The sequence below is a fragment of the Paraburkholderia sp. HP33-1 genome (genome assembly GCF_021390595.1).
In the GTDB taxonomy this organism is placed as follows: domain Bacteria; phylum Pseudomonadota; class Gammaproteobacteria; order Burkholderiales; family Burkholderiaceae; genus Paraburkholderia.
The window spans coordinates 45,153-68,304 of sequence record NZ_JAJEJR010000004.1 but is presented as its reverse complement, the minus strand read 5'-3'; the positions used below and the strand labels follow the sequence as shown (position 1 = coordinate 68,304).

Genomic DNA, 23,152 nt, shown 5'->3' with positions numbered 1-23,152 from the left:
GGGCACTCTGGTGTTTCCTACAGATCGAGGACGAGGCGATCGCCCTTGCAGCCAGAACAGCAGATGATCATCGTCTTGTTCGATGCCTTTTCGGGCTCCGACAGAATGGCGTCGCGGTGATCGGGCTCACCGTCCAGCACGCGGACTTCACATGCGCCGCATACGCCTTCTTCGCACGAATACGATATCGGCACACCGGCTTCACGCACGACGCTGAGAATCGTCTTACCCTGCGGGACAGTCAGCGTCTTGCCGCTCTTACGCAGTTCAACGACGAAGTTGCCATCGAGTGCGGCTTCGTGTTTGGCACTGAAGTACTCGACGTGGACCTGTTCCGGAGGCAATGTCAAGCAGGCCTTTTCGAATGCTTCGAGCATCGGGCCAGGACCGCAGCAGTAGAAATGGGCCGACGCCGGCTCCTGCTTTACGACGTCTGCAATATCGAGGAAGGTGCCGACCTCCGCATCGACGTGAACGACCGAACCTTCGAACGTCTTCAATTCATCGGCGTAGGCGACATCAACACGGTCACGGCACGAATAGTAGATACGCGGCGATTTTCCGATTTCCTTCAGGCGGCGAGCCATACACAGAATCGGCGTGATTCCGATACCACCGGCAACCAGAACAGTGTGCTCAGCGTCTTCGTCGAGCGGGAAGTTATTGCGCGGGGTTTCGACCTGCACAAGGTCACCGACACGCATCGTTTCGTGAATGTAGCGGGAACCACCCCGCGACTGTGGGTCAAGTTTTACGCCGATCACGTACGAACGCTGCATTAGGCTATCGCTGGACTCAAGCAGAGAGTACTGACGCGTCAATCCGTTCGGCAGGATCAATGCGACGTGGGAACCCGCGTCGGCGGCGGGCAGACGCTCGCCCTCGGGATCTTCAAACGTCAGAGCCAGCGTGTTGCGCGCCAAATATTGACTTGCTGTCAAGCGCAGAGTCATCACTTCATTAAGTTCAGTCATGTCACCTCCAAAATCGTAAAACGCGCGGAACGCTGCAAATGGTGCGCAAGAAGTACACATCACTCTTCCCTGGTTACCAGACTTGTTGCATCGCAATCACCAATCATCGAAAGTTTCCTTCCGTCGTTTGACGTGTAATTCTTTTTTGCATATTATTTGGCCTAGGCAAAAAAAAGTCAAAGACTCTTCGGAGTCAAACAGGCGACATCACATGGGGTATTCCCCTAGGAGGAGAAATGATCGCAGTTCTGACCACCAACGGTGGAACCGTTACGCACGGTGATGGCGCGGCAACCACGCTGCTGGTTGCTACGATTCGCGGCATGCTGGTGTTCGAGCGTGCAGACACTAGTGCCTCGTGGAAGCTCACGCGCAAGACGCTGGAAGATCGCCACGTGAGCGCATTGCTCTACGTTCCGAATGCCGGCCTGCTGTTCGCGGGCGCACACGGCCAAGGCAGTCTCGTGGTGTCGAAGGACCTGGGCGTGACTTGGGAACCGGCCAGCAATGGCCTGAACAGCACGCATATCTATACGATGGCGCAACAGGAGCGGGACGGGAAAACCGTCCTGTTCCTGGGCACCGAGCCGTCCACCCTCTATCGCAGCGACGATCTGGGTGCTTCGTGGGTCGAAATTCCCGAAATGATGACGGTGCCGGGCCAAGACAAGTGGACGTTCCCGCCGCCGCCGCATATTGCACACGTCAAGAACATTTCGTTTCACCCCGCCGAACCGAAGACGCTCTATGTCTGTATCGAGCAGGGCGCACTTCTGAAGACCACCGACGACGGCAAGACGTGGACCGAGCCGCGTTCGTACGAATCGGAACACGACAAGTTCTATCACGACAACCACCGCGTGCTGATTCGCCCGTCGAATCCGAAGCAAATGTTTATGTGCGGCGGCGAAGGCCTGCACTACAGCGCAGACGCTGGCGAAACGTGGGTTCACTTAATGACGCGTCAAGACCTTATCGGTTATCCCGACGCCATGTTCATCGACCCACGCAACGACAACGTGCTGTATCTCGGTGGACCGGGCAACGCACCACGTGATTGGAACGTCCGTAAGTCGGCGAACGCAACTGTACTCAAGAGCGCCGACGGTGGTGTGACCTGGGAGCATATGCGCAATGGTCTGCCCGAGGAGATCATCGGCAACATCGAGGGAATGGGTCTGCATCATTGGGATGACAAGATCATGCTCGTCGCGGGTACTGCAACGGGCGAAATTTATGCGACGGAAAACGATGGCGAGAGCTGGTACATCGTCTCCGAAGATGTGCCGCCAATCTCGAAGGGAGGCCACTATCGCTGGTTCCTCGACGCCAAGGAACGTATGAACGTCGAAGGTCGTTACGGTCGCAACGAACACTAAGCGATATTTGAAGCAAAACTATTCTGCGCGCCGGGCTCCGTTCCGCGGCAGCAAGTTCCACCAGGAGAATGTCTTGAGCCGTATTAACAGCCGCGAGGAAGCCCTTGATATCGCCCGTGGTTTGCATGATGCGATTCGTTCGCGCGTCAAACAGACCGAAAGCGATCGTGTGGTGCCAAAAGAAACGATCGACGCGCTGCGCGATTCAGGTCTTTTCAACATCATCACACCGAAGTCGTTTGGCGGTTCCGAGTTGGGCTTCACGACGCTCGTCGAAGTTACGGCAGAAATCGCATCGGCCTGTGGCTCGACGGGTTGGGTGTTCGGCGTTCTGGCTGGCCATAGCTGGATGTTGAACCTGTTCCCGTTGCGGGCACAGCAAGACGTACTTGGCGAAGGTCACGCACTGACGGCGACTGTGTTTCGCTTGGGCGGGACGATTACCGAAGTTGAGGGTGGCTACAAACTCGTGAACGGCGAGGGCCGCTTCTGTTCGGGTATCGATCACGTGCAATGGGTCATCATCGGCAACGCCGTGCAGCGTCTGGACGGGCCGCCTGAACCCCGCTTCTTCGTGATCCCTCGCTCGGCAATCGAAATTGTCGATGACTGGCACACGGCTGGCCTACGTGGCACCGGTAGCCGCACGATCAAGGTTGCGGAGGCGTTCATTCCGAAGCATCGTTCGGTGTCGGTCAAAGACATGATGACGGGTAACGTCGAAGGCGCTGACGCAATGCGTGCCCCGATCTACCGGATGCCGTTCCAGAACGTCACGCCGTTCTCGCTCGTCGGCGCTCCGCTGGGCATCGCGCGCTCAGCGCTCCGGTCGTTCGGCGAGGGTTTGGCACCCCGTCTCCAGGCAATGCCGGCCGATCAGATGGCAGAACAGTCGGCAACGATCGAACGCCTGGCACATGCTACGGCAGATCTCGACGCGGCTTATGCGTTGATTCTCGAAGACACGCGCCGCATCGACACGGCAGAAAGCGCACAATCGCTGACGGCGCTCGAATGGTCGCGTATTCCGCGCGATTGGGCCTATTCGGCTCAAACCGCTCGTCGCGCGGCCAACAGTGTGTTCGAGGCCGCAGGTGGTACCAGTATTTACAATGCTTCGGACCTCCAACGTATCTGGCGCGACGTAAATTCCGCCGCGCAGCACTTCGCTTTCACGTGGGACTCGTCGTTGACGGCCTTTGGTCGCCAGGCGCTTGGCCTCCCGCCTTCGCAGTTCGGTCCCGGTCCAAAGAAATAAGGATGACCCATGAACGTGGATGATATTCACACGATCGAAGATTACTTGCCGCAAACGCTTCGTGAACTGATTGAGCGCGTGGAGAAGTCAAGCACTTTCGAACAGATGATTTACCGCGAATCCGAGATGGATGAAGTCTGGCGGCTGCTCGATAACGATATTGCGGCCTCAGCACGGCAGGGATCGAACACGCGGGAAGTGCGGAACCTTGTTGCTCTGCGCAAGCTGATTGTCGAAGCGCACGACTTCATTGGCAATGACGGCAACACGGTAGACGCGCGTGATCGACTTGTGAAGGCCGTCGAACTCGTTTAAGGCTAGTGAGAGAGCACGTATCTCCCACCCATATTCACAGATAAAGAAATTTAGGAGCAAACCCATGCTTTCCCGCGAAGATAACGACGTTCTGACTCAGATTGGTAAAGGCACGCCGAACGGCGAGATGATCCGTCAATTCTGGATTCCGGCGATGCTGGCATCGGAAATCAGCGAACCGGGCGGCAAGCCGGTGCGTCTGCGTCTGATGGGCGAAGATCTCGTCGCATTCCGCGACAGCGACGGCAAGGTCGGCCTGCTCGAAGAGCAGTGCCCGCACCGTCGTGCATCGCTTGCACTTGGCGACAACTCGGAAGGCGGTCTGCGTTGCCTCTACCATGGCTGGAAGTTCGCCGTCGACGGCCAGTGCATGGACACGCCGACCGAACCGGAAAATTCGAAGCTGTGCTCGCGTATCAAGGCAGTCGCATATCCGACTCGTGAAGTCGCTGGTGTGATCTGGACCTACATGGGCGATCCGGTGAAAGTCCCGCAATTCCCCGACTTCGACTTCCTGTCGTACCCGGCGGAAAAAGTCGCCGCATTCAAGGTGCTCGAAGACTGCAACTACGCTCAAGCCGTCGAAGGCACGATCGACTCCGCACACGCAGGGGTCCTGCACCGGGAACAACCGTGGGCAGCGCCGGCCAAGTACGATCACGAGCGCGATCTGCGTCCGAAGATCGAGGTCGAATACACGCTGTACGGCTTGCGCTACGCCGGTGTCCGCAATTTCCGTGAGGAAGGCAAATTGCACGCCCGCGTGACGGAAGTGATCCTGCCGTTCTTCACGCTGATTCCGCCCGATGGCTTCGGCGTTCGCAAGAACCGTCGCATGGCCAATGCATTCGTCCCACGCGATGATGAATCGACATGGCACATCCAGTGGTTCTTCGACGAAACACAGCCTGTCGATATCGAATATCGCGTTCAGGAAGGCGGTCACTGGGTCGATCAAAACTTCCGCAAGGAACTCAACATCGACAACTGGTACAACCAGGACCGCGAAGCCATGAAGACGTCGTCTATGTCGGGAATCAAGGGCATCCTGACGCAGGACCACGCAGTCAGCGAAACGCAGGGCCGTATCCTCGACCGCACGAAGGAACACCTCGGCACCTCGGACGTCGCGGTCGTTGCGTGGCGTCGTCAAATGATCCGCTCGGCTCGTACTTACGCGGACAGCGGCGAACTGCCGAGCGTGCTGACGAACTCGATTCCGTGGAATCAGATTCACGCTTCGACGGTAATTTTCTCGAACAGCCGTTCGTGGAAGGACGAAGTGCCGCTCAATCCGGATGTCACTCTGAAAGCCTGAGGTCCAGATGATCGTCGATAGTCACGCGCACGTTTCGCCTCATTGGTATGAGCCTGTCGAGACGTTGCTCGATCAAATGAATGAACATGGTGTTGATATGGTCATTCTCACTCAGATGATCGGACAGACGGATAACCGATATCAGCAAGACTGCGTTAGGCGGTATCCAGGCCGTCTGTCGAGCGTGGCTTGGGTTGATGTCGAAGCGCCGGACGTTGCAATGACGATCAAGAACCTGGCACGCGAAGGCGTGTCCGGTATCCGGCTTCGCCCCTCCTGGTGTCTTCCGGATGGTCGTCTTCCGCAAGCGTGGCGCGCAGTTCAGGAAACTGGACTGCCCGTCAGTTGTGTCGGGTCGGCCGAAGCATTCACCGCGCCGGGGTTTATCGAACTGGTTGCGAAGTTGGCGGGGACGACGGTGATCCTCGAACACTTGGGCGGCAATAGCACGCCGGTCACGACGGATGAGCAACTGGCGATTCGTCGCCAGGTGTTCAGACTCGCGGCCTTTCCGAATGTCATGCTCAAAGTTCCTGGGCTCGGCGAATTGATGCCTCGCGACCCGAAAACATGGCATCTCGGCCGCCCCTTCGGGGACGCGACGTCACCGCTTGTCCACGAGGCGGTCACTGCATTCGGCGCGAATCGCCTCATGTGGGGTTCCGATTTCCCCGTCGTGAGCTCTCGCGAAGGCTACGGCAATGCATTGAAACTGACCCGGATTGCACTCAACGGATTATCTGATGAGGATCTCGGCGCGATCTTTGGTGCTAACGCACGTCGCGTATTTGGGAAACTCTGAGATCGAAACGAGCAGGAGACAAACACATGACGAAAAAGGTACTGGCCGCAGTCAAGACAGATGTCGAAACCACGGAAATCCGTGAATTTGATTATCCGACCGTCAAGCCTGAAACCGGAATTCTGCGCATCGAAGCGAGCGGCGTCGGCGGCAGCGATCCTGAGTTGTACCGTAAGGCCGGTCACGTACCGGTCATCATGGGCCACGAAAACGTCGGAACCATCAATGAAGTCGGCGAAGTCGCGGCCAAGCGTTGGGGCGTCAAGTCCGGCGACCGCGTTGCTCTCCACGAATATCTTCCGTGCTGGAACTGCGAATGGTGCATGAAGGGCGATTTTCGTCTGTGTATGGAGGTCGACTTCTTCAATGTGAAGGACCGCCTGAATACCGATCGTTTCGGTATGTCCACTGCCAAGAAGGCACCGCACCTGTGGGGCGGCTACGCGCAGTATATGCATCTGCCGCTCAACACGGTGATGCACAAGATTCCTCAAGACATGCCGGCAACGCACGCAACGCTTGCGGTGCCGTTCGGCAATGGCGTGCAGTGGGCGTGCCTCGACGGCGGCGCAGGTCCCGGTAAGGTCGTACTTGTGTGGGGGCCGGGCCAGCAGGGCTTGGGCTGCGTGCTGGCGGCCAAGGCCGCAGGCTCTTATACGGTGATTCTGGCCGGCATGACGCGCGATCAAAGCCGTCTCGATCTATCGCTGCGCCTGGGCGCCGACTACGCAATCAACGTCGAAACGCAGAACCTCGAAGCCGAAGTAATGCGTATCACCAAGGGCCGGGGCGTGGACGTAGTGGTGGATACGACTGGCGACCCGAAGGGCGAGATCGTCAAGCAGTCGATCGCGTTGGCGGCAAAGGGCGCGTATTTGAGCCTGAACGGCTTGGAGCAGCACGTACCCATCGGCGAGATCAAGAAGCGCTATCTGACGGTTCGTGCACCGCGTGGCCGCAGCTACGCAGCGGTCGAACTGGCACTGCGCTATGTAGGCTCGGGTCGCTATCCGATCGACGAAGTGTGCTCGCACACATTCGGTCTGTCGCAGGTTCACGACGCGATTCTAGCCACTGCAGGCCGGGGGATTCAAGGTGCGATCCACGTGTGCGTGGACCCTTGGAAATAGCGCCGCATTTTGCTGGTCACACTAAATTTTATAAAGGTAACGTCATGATCGACAGCCACGCACACCTGATTTCGACCGACCGAGAGAAGTATCCGCCGTCGCCGCTGAGTGGTGTTCTCGAAGAAAACGCATTTGACAACCCCGTGACGGCCGAGCGCTTGATCGAGCTGCTCGACGCATCCGGTATCGATAAGGCGCTCGCGGTCCAACGTGCGCACCTCTACGGCTTCCACAACGAGTACGTCGTCGATTCGGCGCAAAGAAACCCGACTCGTCTGCGTTCGCTGTGCATGCTCGACGCACTGGCACCGAACGTCGAAGAAACGGTGAAATACTGGGTTGGCGAGCGCAAGTCGGTCGGCATCCGTTTGACGGAGCCGAAGAAGGGCGCGGATAGCAGCTGGTTCGCATCGAGAGAAGCGCGTCGTGCCTGGGCAGCCGTGACGGATCTCGGCGGCTCGGTGCGTCTGCACTTCTACCGCTGGAATCGTCTGGCGGCACTCGAAGCACTCCAGGACGTCGTGAAGGAGTTCCCAAACACGCCGGTCATTCTCGATCACTTCTCGAATATCGTCGGCGAAGGTCCGGGACCGGACTACGGTGTGGACGAGGCACTGCTGAGGTTCGTGGACACTCCGAACGTCTTCCTGCTGTATTCCATGATCAACCTCGGCAAGTTGAAGGCGCTCGAGCTGCCCTCCGCGCCGGTCGTCGAGCGTGTAGTGCGTTCGTTCGGTGCCGACCGCGTAATGTGGGGTTCAGACATCGCTCAGTCGAAAGGCGAGTACAAGGACATGGTGCAGTTGGCTAAGGATTCCGTGTCCACGCTGTCGGCTGAAGATCAGCACAAGGTTCTCCATACGACAGCTGAACGGGTCTACTTTAGCTAGCGACGTTGCGAGCATAAACGGCGTTCCAAAAAATCTGGAACTCCGTTTTTGTACATTTCAGGGGTTATCCCGGGTCATGTCGCGGGCAGCAACGCGATAAGATTCTAAGAATACGTAATTGAATACTATATAAGATGCTGATTCGGATAAGTCAAAGAAGCCGGATGCGCGGACTGGTAGGTCTGTGTGTCGCATCTTGTTCTCGATTTATCCGTTCTCAATCCCTCTCCCAGGAGACTGAAAATGAAATTCCTCCGGAACTGCTGGTATATGGTTGGATGGTCGAGCGAGTTCTCGGCTACTGATATCGTCCCGTTCACGCTGATGAACGAGGCGCTGGCCCTCTATCGCAAGGAAGACGGCACGCTGGTAGCACTCGAAGATGTTTGTCCGCATCGCCTGGTTCCGCTGTCGGTCGGCCGCAAGGAAGGTGACGAACTGCGCTGTATGTATCACGGCCTGAAATTCGCCGCGGATGGACGCTGCACCGAAATCCCGGGCACCGATCGTATCTCGTCGAAGGTCTGCGTTCGTAGCTACCCGGTCGAAGAAAAGCATGGTGCCGCATGGGTGTGGATGGGTGATGCTGCAAAGGCCGATCCCGCACTGATTCCGCCGATCGAAGGTCCGGACAGCGCTGTCTTCGCGATGAAATGCTCGAAGAAGATATGGAAGGGCAATGCGGAAATTGTTGCCGACAACTTGCTCGACCTTTCGCACGCACCTTATGTTCATGAAGCGACGTTTGGTGCCAACAACAAGGTGTCGCTCAAGATTCAGAAAGAAGGCGAAGCAAAACGCGGTATCGATACGATCGAGCGTGGCGTCGTTGCTGATCGCTGGCACCTGGGCCGTCCGTCGAATCCTTACTTCGGCGAAATCCCCTCCGACGATAACGTGGTCAGCACGTTTCTGGTACCGGGCGTCTTCATCCTGAAGATCCATTCGTACGCACCGGGCGTTCAAGATCGTCTCGTCGATGGTAAGCCCGCAGAAGAGCCGATCTTCCGCCGTTGCACATGCCAGATGATCACGCCGATCAACGATAGGGAGTCGATGTTCTTCTACAACTTCGGTCCGGATCACGAGCATGCCGATCTGACCGATCACGCTTTCGCGATCGCCGAAGCAGCATTCGCTGAAGACAAGGCAATCATCGAAACGCAGCAGGCGACGATCTCGAAAACGCCGGGTCGCAAGATGATCATGTTGGTGATGGATCAACCGGTGCTGCGTTACAACGAAATCTACAACGGTCTTCGCACGGCGGAAGAGGCTGAGCAAGCCGCTGCTGCACCGGCAGCCTAAGCAGATCGAACCGCGCTGGTATGTTTTCTGAGTCACGAGGAATGACGAAAATGGAATTGAACTGGACCGAGCCCCGGTGGGATGAGCAAGCCGATATGGTTGTTGTCGGCTACGGCGGTGCAGGCGCGGTATTTGCGTTCGAAGCCGCTGAACAGGGAGCCGACGTGCTCGTTCTCGAGAAGGGCGTGCAGGGCGGTGGCAACTCGGTCTGTGTCGCTGGTGGTCTGATCATGACCTCTGTCGATGAAGAAGAGTCGTTTAATTATCTGAACTGGCTGTGCGCAGGCCAGACAGATGAAAGCGTTCTTCGTCATTTCGTTTCGAGTCTCAAGAACATACCGGCGTGGCAGCACAAACTCGAATTGCCGCTCAAGGACAACCCGCAACCGTTTTCGGCACCGGGTTTCTTTCCCGAGTTCGCGGGCGCTCCGGGCGGCGAGAGCATCAAAGGTATGAGCGTCGTGGCCGCACCGGGCGGTGCAGGCCTCTGGAATGCGATCTCCGCACAAGCGGAGAAGGCGGGCGCGCGCGTCCAGTGCAATACACGCGTCACCAAACTGGTCCAGCACCCGGTGACGAGGCGGATTCTCGGCGTTGAAGCCGCGCAGAACGGCAAGACGATCGCGGTTCGTGCTCGCAAGGCAGTAGTCTTGGCCAGCGGCGGCTTCGAAGCCAACGATGCCATGTGCAAACAGTTCCTGACTGCTTGCCCGATCTACTTCCTTGGTAGCCCTAATCTGACCGGTGACGGCATTCGTATGGCGCAGGAAGTCGGCGCGCAACTCTGGCACATGAACGCCGTAGCGGGCCCGCTAAACATGGGCATCAAGACGAAGGAAGGCCACGTTTACGTGACGTACGATCTGAACAAGGTCGCGGGCTTCGGCTACAAAAACGGTGCCTTCAAGGATGGTGGCAGCCTGTTGTGGGTGAACCGACAGGCGAAGCGCTTCCATAACGAAACTGTGGATACGTCAGTGGTTCAACACGGATTGGCAAACCGCGATGCATGGTTGGTGACGACGCCGGGCACTCCGGAATTCACGAACGTGCCGGCATTCCACATCTTCGATGAGAAAGTCCGTGCCGGTGGTGCGGCAATGACGACGCTGAATTCCCGCGTGCCGCCGTGGTCGCAAGACAACCTCAAGGAAATCGAAGAAGGCCTGATCATCCGGGCCGATACGCTCGAAGAACTGGCGTTGAAGTGCCAGTGGCCGGAAATCCAGGGCGTGTGCAAGGCAGGCCACCTCGATCCGGCCGCACTTCGCGAGACAGTGGAGCGCTACAACGATCAGTGCCGCAACAACGTCGATCAGGATTGCGGTCGCGAAACGTTCCTCGTGCCGCTCAATGATGAAGGCCCGTACTATGCGATCGGCCCGATGCTGCCGACATATCTGAATACTCACGGCGGTCCGAAACACGACGCCGGTCAGCGTGTTCTCGATCACCACAACAAGCCCATTGGCGGTCTTTATGCAATCGGGGAGTGTGGATCGCTATGGGGTCCGTATTACAACTCGATGGGCGATATCGCCGAGTTCATAGTGTCTGGCGTAACCGCGGCAAGAACTGCGCTCGCCGACGGTGACGCGCAGGAAAATCGCTAAAGAGATATCCGGATAATAAGAAGGAGACACCGTAGTGAGTGAGATATTGGAAGTACCAGCGAAGTCGGCACCGGCCGAAAACGTGAAAGATTCAGAGACGTCCAAAGGTGCATGGTGGATGCTGATTGTCCTGACGGCCACGTACGTCGTCTCGTTCATCGATCGTGGGGCGCTGGCTCTCGTTGTCGGGCCGATCAAGGAAGACCTCCGAATTTCCGATCTTCAGGTCAGCCTGTTGCTAGGCCTTTCTTTCATGTTGCTGTATAGCGTGCTCAGCATTCCGATGGGCATACTGGTCGATAAGTACCAGCGTAAGACGCTCCTCGGCGGCGCGATCATGGCATGGTCGGTGGTTCAGATGTTGTGTGGTCTAAGCACGACATATCTCCAGTTGTTCTTTACGCGTGTTGGTCTCGGTGTCGGTGAATCGGCGCTTGCCCCCGGATCGCAGTCGATGATTCGTGACGCATTTCCGCCGCATCGTCGTAGCGTTGCTTTCGGTATCTACAATATTGGCCCGATGTTGGGTACAGGTTTGTCCATGGCCCTCGGTGCCGTCCTGTTGAAGGCAGCATCGGCAGGCGCATTCGATAGCCTACCCATCGTCGGCGGCATGAAACCGTGGCACTTTGTGCTGCTGGTGCCGGGCATCATCGGGATTCCGTTCGCGATTCTACTTTGGCTGCTGCGTGAGCCGGCCCGGCGCTTTCAGATCGATACTTCCGATGTGACGTACAAGCAGACCATGTGCTTCGTATGGAAGAATCGCGGCGTGTACGTTCAACTCTGGGCAGCGATTTGTCTTTACGGTATTGCCGTTGGTTCGCAGATGGCGTGGCTTCCGGAAATCATCGCTCGCACGCTACATGTTGCGCGTCCGGAAATCGGTAAGGCGATCGGCGGCGTTGCACTTCTCGCTTCCCCGCTCGGTCTGCTGGTCTGCGGCAGTATCGCGGACCGGCTGCGCCAGCGCGGTATGGTCGATGCCCCTGTTCGAGTGGCGGCGGTCACAACGGCAATCGCGGCAGTCGCAACGGCATGCTTCCCTCTTGTCCATACGATGAGGGTGGGCGTCGTCCTCTACTTCATCCAGATGTTCATGTTTGCGATGTTCGCGGTGGCAGGCGGTGCAACGAATGCCAACTTCACGCCCGGAAACATGATGGGCAAAATCACTGCCATCTATTACTTGATCACGAACCTCGTCGGTTTGGCACTCGGCCCTACAGTGGTGGCGCTCGTCGCTAAATTCTTCGACGGTCCGAATGCACTTGGCGCCTCGTTCGTGATCTGCTACGTGGTCTCCGTGGCATTGGCAGTGATTCTGCTGATCCGTGTCTGCGGTGCATTGCGTCGGCCGGTTGCTCAATAACGGATAGTCGTCTTGGGGGCGTCATTTCTGACGCGCTTTCTACGAGTTCTTATAGGTTGAAATCAAGTGAAGATTACAAGCGTTGAGTGCATCCCGATTTCGATGCCTCTGAAAAGGCCGATTAAGCTACCGAATGTGACAATCACCTGCCTGAACACGCTTCTTTTGGCTATTGCAACCGATGACGGTCTCGTCGGGTATGCGGAATCGGGCGACACGTCATCTTGGTACCGCGGTGAAAGCCAGGCATCCATGACGGCGATGATTTGCGACATTTTCGCGCCGCGAATCTTGCTTGGTGAAGATCCGAGCAATATCGAGAAAATCGTTGGCATGATGGATCAACTCGCACGCGACAACAATCAGGCAAAGGCGTTGGTTGACTGTGCGCTGCATGACCTGAAGGGAAAATCTCTGGGCGTGCCAGTCTACAGCCTGTTGGGTGGTCGCACTCGCGAGAAGATTCCGCTCGGTTGGGTATTGTCGGCGGGTGAGCCCGAAAAGGTCGCAGAGCTGGCGGTCCACGTCCGAAGTAATGGCTTCTCGGCGTTTAAGCTCAAAGTCGGCCGTCATACGTTCGACAACGACGTGGCTACGGTCCGCGAAGTGCGAGCGGCACTCGGGCCGGATGCCAAGATCACCTTGGACGCGAATGGCTCATGGAACTACGAGCAGGCGTTGACGACGATGAAACGCCTCGATCAATACGACCTGTCGTTCATGGAACAGCCACTGGCGCATCAATACCGCGACAGCTTGGCCAGACTGCGTGAGCGTATCAACACGCCGATATACGCAGATGAGGGGGCACAAGAGTTGGGCGATCTGCGTGAAATCGCAGAGCGCCGTTCGGCCGATGGCGTCGTTCTCAAGATCCAAAAGGTGGGCGGACTGGTCAAGGCACAGCGATTCCTCGCCGCATGTCGCATGTACGACATTCCCGTCTTTTGCAGCACTCTGATCGGATCCGGCGTCGAATCCGGGCCGAGCACGCATCTCATGGTCGCAAACGACTGGGCATGCCAGTTCATGAGCGAGAGCATGGGTCCGCTCGCGATTCACGCGGCATGGAACAGCGGCGACATTCCCGTCGATCAGGACCTGGCTATCGGTGGCCAGCGTTTTAGTGGCGGCTTTGCATATCCGAGTGAAGGCGTCGGATTCGGATTCGAATTGAATCAAGAGTTGCTCGTTAGGATTCATACGCCCGGACAGCAGCATCGGGTTGTCGAAGCGTAATTTCGAAGCACGGGGGGCGGACTCGATTTTGCCGCGCTGTATAACCATGCGCTGATAGAGGAGATATTCGATGCAGGGACTTAATTCTCCACCGTGGAAATATGCGGTACTCTGGCTTCGGGTTTATTTCGGTGCCGATCTTTTGTGGTCTGGTTTCCGCTATCTCTCCACAGGCTGGGTTCCATTTATTCCCGGTATCGCAGGTCAATACGTGCAGGCACTCGATGCCATTCATATGTTCTATGCGGTGAAGGCAATGGAAATGCTGGCCGGTATCCTGCTGCTGACGAACCGATATGTGTTGCTCGGCGCAATTCTCGAGTTTCCGACATCGATCTCGATTTTCTGGATCAATACATTTATCGTTGGGACGCCGCGCCAATTGTTCTCGGGGCCGAATCAGCTGCTGATGAATGGCCTCATTTTGCTGGCGTATGGCGGTTACATGGCAAGTGTGTTTAAGCCCAACAAGCCGCTCGCGCTATGGGAAGGCTTCAAGGTCGATGTCTGGAAGGAGCACCTGAGGCTAAGTGAAGGTGCTAGAGCGGCAGTTACTGTTGAAGAAGCGAGCGATGTTGCTTAAGGGCGAGCGCAAATGAAAAGCAATCGGAATCTTTATATCGGCCTCGTCTGCTGCTTGATCATGACGTGCTGGGTATTCTTCGGATCCACAGGACTAGGCTATACCGAATATCGGGAATTGCGCGCGCGCGATATGTTCGGCCTAGCAATTCCCTGGATTTGCGTCATCGTCGTTTTGATTCGCGATCGTCGCAAAGGCATCGTTTAACGGGCTCTCAGGCGGTGGTCTGGACCACCCCCTTTGGGATATGCCTGCCACAGGCATATTTCGTCGCAGTGCTGCATTAACTTCTCGGAAATATTCTCCTATGCAAAGCGCAAATTCTTCCCCTTGGAAGTACGTCATTACGTGGCTTCGGCTTTATTTCGGCGCACACCTTTTTTTCTCGGGCATTCGATTCGTAATCGACGGCTACGTGCCGATGGTACCGGGGCTCGCCGGTGAGTATCTGGCCGGTGCCGACGCAATTGGTATGTATCACTGGGTCAAATATATGGAGGCGATTTATGGTTTCCTGCTTTTGACGAACCGTTTTGTTCTTCTGACTCTGATTCTCGAAATGCCGACCACTGTCACTATTTTCTGGCTAAATACGTTCATTTCAGCGACGCCGCGTCAATTGTTTTCGGGCCCGCAAGAACTGCTGATGAACGGTTTGCTCCTGCTCGCGTATAGCGGCTACATGGCGGCATGCTTCCGTCCGAGCCTGAATCCGATGTGGTTATGGGACGGTTGGAAGGGATTTAACCTGAAGGGTAAGGGTGGCCTGATGAACGCCAACCCGAGCTTGGTCGGCGTGTCTGTCGAAGTAAAGGAAACGGCTTAAGGAGCATTTGCATGAAAAAGAATACCTGGATCGCAATCGCCATCTGTATCGCTCTGACGCTGCTGGCCATCGACGGCTCGACGGGTTGGGGTTGGGCGGACTACCGTCCGCTGCGCAACTTCGACTACTTCGGTCTCGGCATTTCATGGCTACTTTTCATCTTCGTGCTTATCCGCGACAGGATCAGGGGCGAAGCCTAAGCTGCTGTGGTGGCTATTCTGAAAAGCCCGGAGGCAGCTCTCCGGGCTTTTTTCATTTTGGTTTTCGACCAGTCAATAACTGACCGGAGTAGGCATCGGAATAATTTCGGAAGGGCTGCGACGTGTCTGAGCCATACGGCAAGTTCGTATAAGGTTCGAGGGATACTTGCCTTTGAGGTGGAGGTGCAGGTGCAGGTGCAGGTGCAATTCAGGAACATGCGGCGACATCCGCAATGGTCGGATGATCCCCCATTACGAATCGTTCAACTGATCGTCCCGGTATCGAGAAGGCTGTACAATTTTTTCGTCGCCTCATGTGCTGAGACGAGTTCGCAGGGCAACTTGAATAGAGAAATAGTGCAGGCGGGCGCTGGGCCGCTGGCGATAGACCTACGGTCAAGGAATGCCCAAAAATTACCTTTGATCCGACCCGGCAGGATTGGACAGTTTTGTAGCTGCGGCTAAAGAGGGCTGTGAACTGCTCTGGACCAGGACACGCCAAAGCGTTAGTGTCCGGTCTTTCATGAGCCTTCGACCATAGGGGGAAGGCTATACTGCTGGACGAATTCACCCGACGTCAAATCCTTGAGCGCCATGTGAGGCCGAGTCTGACTGTAGTCCCGGCGGCAAGCCTCAATCTAGTGTTTGCTTTCAACCAGGGATTCGGACCGGTGCAGATTCAGGCGTTCGTCCCGGAATGAGCCATTGAACGTCTCAATGAAGCTGTTTGCCGTTGGTTTGCCGGGGCGGCCGAAGTCGACCTGCACCCTTGTGGTGATACGCCCGCATGTCGAGCAGACGACCGGAGAGCTCGCTACCGTTATCGGCCGACATGAAGCGGGGCGCCCGACGTTGAGCTACCAACCGGTTCAACACCGATACGACGTCGTCCGCTCGCAGGCGCTTTCCAACTTGATGGCGAGCGCTTCGCGGCTGAAAACGTGCACGACCGTCAGGGCCCGCAGGCGCGTTCAGTCTGCCAACAGGTCAGTCACGAAGTCGAGACTTGAGACCTCATCGAGGCGCCTTGGTATGCACCCTTCGCGGCGCGACACGAACAATCTGCGTCGCCCAAGCAGTTTGCAACTGTTCTTAAGCGTTGAGCCGGTAGACCCAGTCGCAGCCCACGCACCGGCCTTCGCGTTTGAGCAGCACGTGCACCCGCCGGTAGCCGTATCGCACACGGGTCTGTGCGATCTCGCGCATGCGATGGCGCACCGCTGTCTGGGGAATCCTTGACGCAAGTAGAAGGCGCCGCGCGCGTGTTGCGCCGAGCAGTACGCCCGCTGCGTGTTGAGACCGTAGTGATCCACGATGTAGCTCACGGCCTGCCTTTTCAGCTTGGGCGGAGCCACTTGTTTGTCGCGATATCCCGCAGGATTACCATGTCCAGGCCGAGCTCAGCGAGCAGCTTCTTGCGCCGGACATTCTCGTTCTGCAACCGCTTGAGTACGCGGACCTGGTTCGATTCCAGGTCCGCGTACTGCTCTTTCCAACTGTAACACGTCTGCTCGAGATACCTGGTTGCCGAATCAGGTCTGCCACCGGCATGCCCAACTCGGCATGCTTGAGCGCGGCCACGATCTGCTCTACCGAATAGTGCTTGCGCTTCATCGCCAACCTCCCACTCGCATTGGGAAGATTGCTCCGAAACACTAGCACTCATTTCTGTCGAGGATTTCTATGGCAGTTCATTTGACATTAGAAACGGGTTGCCATGCCCAAGCCAATTGCCGTCACGTTGGTGTGTAAGCCGGCCGGCGCACCCAGACCGCCCGGGGGATAGATTGCCTGGTTCGCGATGCCCCTGTTCCACAGTTTCTTGTAGAAGCCATAGAGCATTGTCGATTTCGAGAGCGAATACGTGTAGCCAATAGCCGCCGAGCGGATGATCCAGTTACCGTAGAAGTTGTTCGTGGTCAACTGCTTGCCGTCAGGACCGATATTCTGATCGCTCAGGCCACCATACGAGACGCGGATCGTGCCAGCGGGGCCGGTCGGCACCGTGAAACCGAATTGCCAACCCTTGTCCACTCGGCCAGGATCGTTCGTACGGATCTGACCCGTAGCGTACAGTTCCGTGAAGTTCAGGTTGTAACGAATGCCGAGCACGTTTTCGTACGTGTTGCGAGCAACGGCAGCAGACGGTTGCAGGCTGTGGCCGAAACCGTATTCAGTCAGCAGCGGACCGTTCTGATAACGGACGGTGACCAACTGGAAATGCTGCGCAGTTTGCAGGCCTTGGTTGTCACCCCACGAGTACGTAGCGGTGCTGCTCAAACCGTGGAACTCGGGCGACGAGTACTGAATCGAGTTGTCCGAGCGTGCCGGGTCTTGCAGCATGTTGTACAGCCACGGACGAGGGCTTTCCCCCCCCACCGAACCGAGCGGCGAACCCGGTGCGAGCAACATCGGATCGAACGTGCCGCCCCAATCGTAACCCATCGTTTGCAGGCGACCGGCGATCAGTTGACCGTATAGCTCGCTGTTGATGCCGACAAAGGCGCGGCGACCGAACAGGCGGCCACTTTGGCCGGACGTGCCGTTGTTGATGTTGAAGCCGCTTTCAAGGGTGAAAATTGCAGAAAGACCGCCACCGAGGTCTTCATAGCCATGGAGGCCCCAGCGCGATCCACCGGCACCGCCACTGTTCAAGCTGATGGCGTGTTGTCCGGTCGAGTTAGCGAAGTAGCCGACAAACGTATCGGCAACGCCATACAGGGTCACGCTGTTCTGCGCGTGCGCTGCAGGCGCGAATGCTGCGGCAACAGCGCCGCTGATGAGCAGTTTACGCAATTCAAGTATCTCCTACGTATTTGATATTTATTCGTAGAGTGCGGACCACCCTGCAACTGGGGAGCAGTCTGCGGCGACGGTACGAATGCATAATAATATTCTATTATGCCTACCGGATGGTAGGTATTTAAAAACTGTTGTGTCCAAAGGGTATTCCCTGGATGATCCATAAGAACGACTTATGCATCTGATTCATGTAGGAGAGCGAAGCAAATATCAGAAGAAGGGGAGCGTGGCGTTCCACACTCTCCGAACTTCCGATAGCGGTGTCATGCCGCTTGCCCGACGTAAGTGGACCGTGCCTCTTGCCCACGAGGCCGACCCGGATCACCGGTTTCGGTCATTCCCCACATGTTCGGCCAACGCCTTGGCTGGCTAGTGGCCAAAGCGAGTGCCTCTTGGCTACGAGCTACAGCTCAGGCTGTGATCGGCGACGCTGCCGCGCTAGGTTGCGCTGGATTGAGCATTGGGGGTTTTCCCGGCGTTTACATGATTCGTCGGCCGACCATACAATTCAGTAGGCTAAATTGCATACAAAAATGCGGGCTACGTGTTCCTCTTTTCATAAAAATGCTCTCAAAGGAGGCAGGATGTTGGTCAACCAAGAGGATCTCTCCTCGAATAGCACTGCGCCGCGTATAGACGCGTGGCTCGACAGTTTGCAGGGACGGGTGATCACCGCGCTTCTGGGCGTCTTGTTCATCCTCCAGATCGCTCACCAACTCCACTCAGACCCGCGTTGGCACTGGCACGCTGGCACCGGCAAGCTACCGCATGAAATCGTGACGGAGTTCATGAACGAGGCTTACGGACAGGGTAAGGGTGTCGATGCGTACAAGACGTACTTTTCAGAGAATGCCGTAGATAAGGCGCCCAACACGATCGATCACCAGGACGGCGAACCGATCCCGCATACGGTGAAGAAACTGATCGTCGAAGGTAACGACGTCGCGGTATTCCAAACGATCGAAGCCGCGCGCGGTCAGTCTGCGCAAGACGTCGTCGATATCTACGAAATCAGCGGGTCGGGTTGGATCATCCGCCACGATCGTGTCGCACAGACCAGCGTCCCTGCTCCGGCGAAAGTGGAAGTACCGGTCAAGGCTGCGCAATAACCAATAAAGAGTGTAGATAATGGATAACGATCAGAAAACGATGCCGCAACTCGTTGGCAAAGTGATTCTCCTGTTCTGTCGCCTGTATCTCGGCGGGTGGATGTGCGTCAGCGGCACAAGCTATTGGCTCGTGGCTACGGGTCACGCCCCGATCTTCCCGCAACCGTTCGGCACGCTGCACGCATCGAACGAACTGCTGGTCACGATGGTTCACACGCACTTCTTCCATATTGTGAAGATTTGCGAAATCCTGGGCGGTATTTGCCTGATTACCGGCTGCTTCGTACCCGTGGGCCTGCTGATGCTGCTGCCGGTGTCGTTCGTGGTCTGGTACAACGCGATCGTGTTGAACCATCGGTTCGACAAGATGTTGACGCCCTACATGGGCGTCGGCTGTCTGTACATGAATCTGATCCTGATGGTGTGGTACATCAAGTACTACTTCCCGATGATGACGTTCAAGCCGACCATCGGTCGTATCGCCGACTGGAAGAAGTTGCCGAACATCTTCAAGCATGACGTCGCGTAAGTCAGAAAATCCGATTTACAGAATTTTCAATTGATGTACTGGAGTGAGGGTTGGCTACGTTGCATAGGTGACGTAGCCTTTTTTATCTACATAAAAGGAAAGCAAGATAGAGGGGGCATATGAGTCACCTTGGATGTATCGATTCACGTGAGCGAGGTTGTATTTCGCATTTCCACTATCTTGTGTCAGGCCGTTGCTGCAAAATTTTTTGATATATGCCGGATTTCAGCGAAGCGAGTGAAGTTCGAGTTGATATCCGTGCGATAGCAGATGTCGGGCTCCAACAATGGTCGGATATCTTGAGGTCATGCCCGGTACGTTGCCGCTATTCGATATCGCGGTGCCGCTGGCGCTCAGCGTCATGGCGGCCATCAGTGTAATGATCGTTTTGCTGAATTTTTGGCTTACCTGATCCGCGTGAATTGTTCCTCGGCCCGTGGAGAGTTGCTCTTGAACGATGCACTCTTGCTGGCACTGGTGGATATTTCGCAAACGTTTTCGGAATAGAACGACGCCGGTTTGGGTTTGGGATGGGATGAAACGCGATTGACGTGGGCCGAAGAGTGAGTCATGAAGAAGGAGTTCAACGTGGTTGTTCGGTCGGAAGGGCGGTAATGCTGATACTTCGACGATCGTCTTCGTGCGTCATTTGGGTCTTTATGAATATGGTGCTCACTTGAGCTGTGATCATCGCTTTGGCAATGACGATCGCGGGCCCCGTCGTCGGAACGATTAATGAATAGATGTGCCGTCCACAACGCATCTATACCGTCACTTCACCGTCTTGAAGAATGCAGGAAACATGATGAAGCGATTCGCGCGTTTCAAATCAGGCTGGTCACTGAACCAAATTTGCAATGACGTTACCGGGGCATTGTTCGGAACGCTTTTGGTTGCGCAGCCTCTATGGGCACATGCTCAACCTGTCCAAACGCTCACGATCATGGAATATCGGTCTCACTTGAACTCCGATCAACCTACGGTGCGCGGCATGATCAAGTTCGCGGAACTCGTGAACGAAGGATCCAACGGCCGCCTGGCCGTGACAGTGAGTGGGGCGACGGTTCCGGGATCGCCCGAAGATCAGATCAAGACATTGCAAGAGGGTGGTCCTGGTGCCCCAGATCTTATGCTGCTGGTTACGCCGGCACTGCGTCATGTCGAACCTGAGTTCGAAATCATGGACCTTCCCTACGTGGTCCACAGCGATAGCCAGGCCCATGAACTGCTGGACGGTCCCTTCGGGAAGAAATTGATGTCGGGTCTCCAGGGCCATGGACTGATCGGTCTCGCATGGTGGGAAAATGGATTCCGGCAGATCACGACGTCGGGGCGGTCTTTCAAACACGCCAATGATCTGACGGACCGTACGGTTCGTGTAATTCCGGAACCGGCATTCGTCGAGACGTTTAAGGCTTTGGGTGCCAAGGTCGTCGGTATTCAGTATTCCGATCTATATAAGGCTCTCGAGTCGGGGCGAGTGGAGGCTCAAGACAATTTTTACTCACAAATCGTGGTCGGACGCCTGTATGACGTTCAATCGGCCGTGACGATAACGAATCATTCCTATAGCGCAATTGCCGTCGTTGCCAATTCCGCGGTATGGCTGAGGTTGTCGGTCCGGGATCGAAATGTTTTACAACAAGCGGCGGTGGAAGCAGGGTCCTACGAGCGCGATCTGATTCGAGAACAGGCGAAGGCGGACAGTGAAACACTGGAACATCACGGGATGATTGTTTATAGCCTCTCGCCGAAAGAGATTGCAAAGATGGAAGCGATGACAGAGCCCGTCAGGCAGAGATTCTTCCGCAACTACGATCCCGAAATTCTCGACATTTATAGGCGTCAGATGGCAAAGCGCGAGATGATTCGATGATTGACGAAAGAATAACCCTGGCAAAAAAACAGGACACAAAGTTGGCGTCTTTCTCCTGGCAGACGCGACTGATTCCTATGATCGTCGCTGTGCCGATGTTTTTGCAGGCAGTGGATACATCGATACTGGGTACGGCGCTTCAGTCGATTGCTGCGTCGCTGAATGTTGAGATACTTCACCTCAACTTCGCCGTCACCGCGTATATGTTGAGTTTGGCACTGTTTCTGCCCGCGAGCGGCTGGCTCACGGATCGCTTCGGTACCCGTCGTGTTTTCTGTTCGGCAGTCGCGATATTCTCGCTAGCGTCGGCACTGTGCGGAGCCGCAACCTCTATCACTCAAATCGTTCTGTTTCGGATATTGCAAGGCCTCGGCGGCGCAATGATGGTGCCGGTTGGACGGTTGATCCTCTTGCGCAGCATCCCGCCTGCGCAGTTGGTAATGGCGATGTTGTGGTTTACCGTGCCGGGGACCGTCGGTCGTGTCTTGGGTCCGCTTCTCGGAGGCTTCATCGTCACGCTGACGTCATGGCGCTGGATATTCCTGCTCAACGTACCTTTCGGCCTCTTGGGAATCTTGTTGTCGCTAAGGTTCGTGCCGGATTCACGATCGGAAAAAACCGAGCGATTCGATCGCACTGGTTTCGTTCTGATGGCGATCGGACTTTCAGGGATAGTCTGCGGCCTGGAAACTATCGGGCACAATTTTGTTCCTCTGAGCTTTACAATTCTCGCGACGAGTATCGGTATAGTGGCGGCGATCGCCTATTGGATCTATAGCCGAGATCGTTCTGACGTGATCATTCCGCTCAACCTTTTCGGATATAAAGCATTTAGTATAACAAATATCGGTGGTATGCCGTTAAGAATAGCGGTTGGTTCGGCTCCTATTTTCGTTCCGCTGCTTTTGCAAATCGGCGTGGGATTCACGCCTATTCAATCGGGATTGACGAGCGCTTGGCTTTCGGTTGGTGCCTTTGGAATTCGCCCAATCATGCGCCGGGCTATTAGTAAATTCGGAGTGAAGCCTCTTATGATTGCAGCGAGTGTATTTTCTGGTGCTGCATTTGCTACCTATGGTTTGTTTTCGCCTGACATGTCAATTTATTTCATGTGCGCTGTGCTATTCATGGGGGGCATCGTCAACTCGCTTGGAATGATTACGATGAATACGGTCGGATTTTCCGGCATTCCGACGGCTATTATGAGTAAGGCAACAGCACTTTCGACTATGATGCAGCAGACGTCGATGAGTTTTGGTGTTGCACTATGTACTTCCTGCTTGACGATCACTGCGCGGGCTCATGGGCATAGTGCAGAGCATTTGACGATGAGCGATTTTCCGATCACGTTCTTTATCGTCGGGGCCTTGAGCTGTCTGTCAGTGGCCGCGTTCATCCGTCTTCCGGCCGATGAAGGCGCTGAACTGCGGTAAGTAATCGAGGATAAAACGATGAATAGCGCAATTGCACCGTCAGTCAGCAACGATTATGGATGGGATTTGAGCGAGCATTTTAGTGGCCACGACGCGACAGTCACTTCCCATGCCTCATACTCGGCCCCATCTGCTTGTCGAGTAGACGTTGTGGAAGATCACCTGGGACCTAACCGTTAAAAGAAAAGTCGCGTCA

20 protein-coding genes and 1 pseudogene are annotated in these 23,152 nt (G+C 56.0%); 18 read left to right on the top strand and 3 right to left on the bottom strand.

The genetic code is table 11. The features are described 5' to 3' along the window. Nucleotides 1-17 precede the first annotated feature (17 nt). The gene (locus L0U81_RS32545) at nucleotides 18-974 is read right to left on the bottom strand and encodes a PDR/VanB family oxidoreductase (RefSeq protein WP_233810227.1); all 957 of its coding nucleotides are present in this window, start codon (nucleotides 972-974) and stop codon (nucleotides 18-20) included. Between the two features lie 323 nt (nucleotides 975-1,297). On the opposite strand from L0U81_RS32545, the gene L0U81_RS32540 reads away from it, so the two are divergent. The 14 genes from L0U81_RS32540 to L0U81_RS32475 all read left to right on the top strand — a co-directional run bounded on the left by L0U81_RS32540 (nucleotide 1,298) and on the right by L0U81_RS32475 (nucleotide 15,207). After that, on the top strand, nucleotides 1,298-2,353 hold the full coding sequence (locus L0U81_RS32540; protein WP_233810225.1) for a WD40/YVTN/BNR-like repeat-containing protein: 1,056 nt from the start codon (nucleotides 1,298-1,300) through the stop codon (nucleotides 2,351-2,353). A 7-nt stretch (nucleotides 2,354-2,360) separates the two neighbouring features. After that, the gene (locus L0U81_RS32535; protein ID WP_233810223.1) at nucleotides 2,361-3,611 is read left to right on the top strand and encodes an acyl-CoA dehydrogenase family protein; all 1,251 of its coding nucleotides are present in this window, start codon (nucleotides 2,361-2,363) and stop codon (nucleotides 3,609-3,611) included. A 9-nt stretch (nucleotides 3,612-3,620) separates the two neighbouring features. Then, a complete protein-coding gene (locus L0U81_RS32530; protein WP_233810221.1) occupies nucleotides 3,621-3,926 on the top strand; it encodes a hypothetical protein in 306 nt (101 codons plus the stop codon). A 64-nt stretch (nucleotides 3,927-3,990) separates the two neighbouring features. Continuing rightward, complete coding sequence (locus tag L0U81_RS32525) at nucleotides 3,991-5,244, top strand: Rieske 2Fe-2S domain-containing protein (protein ID WP_233810219.1); 1,254 nt, start codon at nucleotides 3,991-3,993, stop codon at nucleotides 5,242-5,244. A 7-nt stretch (nucleotides 5,245-5,251) separates the two neighbouring features. After that, complete coding sequence (locus tag L0U81_RS32520; RefSeq protein WP_233810217.1) at nucleotides 5,252-6,046, top strand: amidohydrolase family protein; 795 nt, start codon at nucleotides 5,252-5,254, stop codon at nucleotides 6,044-6,046. 26 nt (nucleotides 6,047-6,072) lie between these two features. Continuing rightward, nucleotides 6,073-7,176 carry a zinc-dependent alcohol dehydrogenase gene (locus tag L0U81_RS32515; RefSeq protein ID WP_233810215.1) on the top strand — a complete coding sequence of 368 codons (1,104 nt, stop codon included), beginning with the start codon at nucleotides 6,073-6,075 and terminating at the stop codon, nucleotides 7,174-7,176. A gap of 44 nt (nucleotides 7,177-7,220) precedes the next feature. After that, nucleotides 7,221-8,066, top strand: a complete 846-nt coding sequence (locus tag L0U81_RS32510) for an amidohydrolase family protein (protein ID WP_233810213.1) — start codon at nucleotides 7,221-7,223, stop codon at nucleotides 8,064-8,066. 243 nt (nucleotides 8,067-8,309) lie between these two features. Further along, nucleotides 8,310-9,374 carry an aromatic ring-hydroxylating dioxygenase subunit alpha gene (locus tag L0U81_RS32505; protein ID WP_233810211.1) on the top strand — a complete coding sequence of 355 codons (1,065 nt, stop codon included), beginning with the start codon at nucleotides 8,310-8,312 and terminating at the stop codon, nucleotides 9,372-9,374. A 50-nt stretch (nucleotides 9,375-9,424) separates the two neighbouring features. Further along, nucleotides 9,425-10,987: an FAD-dependent oxidoreductase gene (locus L0U81_RS32500; RefSeq protein WP_233810209.1), complete on the top strand. Its 1,563-nt coding sequence runs from the start codon at nucleotides 9,425-9,427 to the stop codon at nucleotides 10,985-10,987. 34 nt (nucleotides 10,988-11,021) lie between these two features. Continuing rightward, on the top strand, nucleotides 11,022-12,359 hold the full coding sequence (locus L0U81_RS32495) for an MFS transporter (RefSeq protein WP_233810207.1): 1,338 nt from the start codon (nucleotides 11,022-11,024) through the stop codon (nucleotides 12,357-12,359). A 66-nt stretch (nucleotides 12,360-12,425) separates the two neighbouring features. Next, complete coding sequence (locus L0U81_RS32490; protein ID WP_233810205.1) at nucleotides 12,426-13,598, top strand: mandelate racemase/muconate lactonizing enzyme family protein; 1,173 nt, start codon at nucleotides 12,426-12,428, stop codon at nucleotides 13,596-13,598. A 70-nt stretch (nucleotides 13,599-13,668) separates the two neighbouring features. Beyond that, nucleotides 13,669-14,181, top strand: a complete 513-nt coding sequence (locus L0U81_RS32485) for a hypothetical protein (protein ID WP_233810203.1) — start codon at nucleotides 13,669-13,671, stop codon at nucleotides 14,179-14,181. Between the two features lie 307 nt (nucleotides 14,182-14,488). After that, complete coding sequence (locus tag L0U81_RS32480; RefSeq protein WP_233810201.1) at nucleotides 14,489-15,007, top strand: hypothetical protein; 519 nt, start codon at nucleotides 14,489-14,491, stop codon at nucleotides 15,005-15,007. Between the two features lie 11 nt (nucleotides 15,008-15,018). Next, nucleotides 15,019-15,207: a hypothetical protein gene (locus L0U81_RS32475; RefSeq protein WP_233810199.1), complete on the top strand. Its 189-nt coding sequence runs from the start codon at nucleotides 15,019-15,021 to the stop codon at nucleotides 15,205-15,207. A 521-nt stretch (nucleotides 15,208-15,728) separates the two neighbouring features. On the opposite strand, the pseudogene L0U81_RS32470 reads toward L0U81_RS32475, so the two are convergent. Further along, nucleotides 15,729-16,821: pseudogene (locus L0U81_RS32470) on the bottom strand (IS3 family transposase). An 87-nt stretch (nucleotides 16,822-16,908) separates the two neighbouring features. Continuing rightward, a complete protein-coding gene (locus L0U81_RS32465; RefSeq protein WP_233810197.1) occupies nucleotides 16,909-18,003 on the bottom strand; it encodes a porin in 1,095 nt (364 codons plus the stop codon). Nucleotides 18,004-18,593: 590 nt separating this feature from the next. Between L0U81_RS32465 and L0U81_RS32460 the strand changes: the two genes are divergently transcribed. From L0U81_RS32460 to L0U81_RS32445, 4 genes are all read left to right on the top strand, one after another. After that, a complete protein-coding gene (locus tag L0U81_RS32460) occupies nucleotides 18,594-19,118 on the top strand; it encodes a hypothetical protein (protein WP_233810195.1) in 525 nt (174 codons plus the stop codon). Nucleotides 19,119-19,137: 19 nt separating this feature from the next. After that, nucleotides 19,138-19,647: a DoxX family membrane protein gene (locus tag L0U81_RS32455; RefSeq protein ID WP_233810193.1), complete on the top strand. Its 510-nt coding sequence runs from the start codon at nucleotides 19,138-19,140 to the stop codon at nucleotides 19,645-19,647. 802 nt (nucleotides 19,648-20,449) lie between these two features. Next, nucleotides 20,450-21,523 carry a DctP family TRAP transporter solute-binding subunit gene (locus L0U81_RS32450; RefSeq protein WP_233810191.1) on the top strand — a complete coding sequence of 358 codons (1,074 nt, stop codon included), beginning with the start codon at nucleotides 20,450-20,452 and terminating at the stop codon, nucleotides 21,521-21,523. Further along, nucleotides 21,520-22,956 carry a DHA2 family efflux MFS transporter permease subunit gene (locus L0U81_RS32445; protein WP_233810189.1) on the top strand — a complete coding sequence of 479 codons (1,437 nt, stop codon included), beginning with the start codon at nucleotides 21,520-21,522 and terminating at the stop codon, nucleotides 22,954-22,956. Before L0U81_RS32450 ends, L0U81_RS32445 begins: the two co-directional genes overlap by 4 nt. Nucleotides 22,957-23,152 lie beyond the last annotated feature (196 nt).

What these genes read in the sequence shown, in the direction of transcription:
- L0U81_RS32510 (WP_233810213.1), top strand. Translation starts at nt 7,221, where the DNA reads ATGATCGACAGCCACGCACACCTGATTTCGACCGACCGAGAGAAGTAT.
- L0U81_RS32500 (WP_233810209.1), top strand. Translation starts at nt 9,425, where the DNA reads ATGGAATTGAACTGGACCGAGCCCCGGTGGGATGAGCAAGCCGATATG.
- L0U81_RS32505 (WP_233810211.1), top strand. Translation starts at nt 8,310, where the DNA reads ATGAAATTCCTCCGGAACTGCTGGTATATGGTTGGATGGTCGAGCGAG.
- L0U81_RS32545 (WP_233810227.1), bottom strand. Translation starts at nt 974, where the DNA reads ATGACTGAACTTAATGAAGTGATGACTCTGCGCTTGACAGCAAGTCAA.
- L0U81_RS32480 (WP_233810201.1), top strand. Translation starts at nt 14,489, where the DNA reads ATGCAAAGCGCAAATTCTTCCCCTTGGAAGTACGTCATTACGTGGCTT.
- L0U81_RS32460 (WP_233810195.1), top strand. Translation starts at nt 18,594, where the DNA reads ATGTTGGTCAACCAAGAGGATCTCTCCTCGAATAGCACTGCGCCGCGT.
- L0U81_RS32445 (WP_233810189.1), top strand. Translation starts at nt 21,520, where the DNA reads ATGATTGACGAAAGAATAACCCTGGCAAAAAAACAGGACACAAAGTTG.
- L0U81_RS32540 (WP_233810225.1), top strand. Translation starts at nt 1,298, where the DNA reads ATGCTGGTGTTCGAGCGTGCAGACACTAGTGCCTCGTGGAAGCTCACG.
- L0U81_RS32450 (WP_233810191.1), top strand. Translation starts at nt 20,450, where the DNA reads ATGATGAAGCGATTCGCGCGTTTCAAATCAGGCTGGTCACTGAACCAA.
- L0U81_RS32515 (WP_233810215.1), top strand. Translation starts at nt 6,073, where the DNA reads ATGACGAAAAAGGTACTGGCCGCAGTCAAGACAGATGTCGAAACCACG.
- L0U81_RS32520 (WP_233810217.1), top strand. Translation starts at nt 5,252, where the DNA reads ATGATCGTCGATAGTCACGCGCACGTTTCGCCTCATTGGTATGAGCCT.
- L0U81_RS32455 (WP_233810193.1), top strand. Translation starts at nt 19,138, where the DNA reads ATGGATAACGATCAGAAAACGATGCCGCAACTCGTTGGCAAAGTGATT.
- L0U81_RS32475 (WP_233810199.1), top strand. Translation starts at nt 15,019, where the DNA reads ATGAAAAAGAATACCTGGATCGCAATCGCCATCTGTATCGCTCTGACG.
- L0U81_RS32485 (WP_233810203.1), top strand. Translation starts at nt 13,669, where the DNA reads ATGCAGGGACTTAATTCTCCACCGTGGAAATATGCGGTACTCTGGCTT.
- L0U81_RS32525 (WP_233810219.1), top strand. Translation starts at nt 3,991, where the DNA reads ATGCTTTCCCGCGAAGATAACGACGTTCTGACTCAGATTGGTAAAGGC.
- L0U81_RS32530 (WP_233810221.1), top strand. Translation starts at nt 3,621, where the DNA reads ATGAACGTGGATGATATTCACACGATCGAAGATTACTTGCCGCAAACG.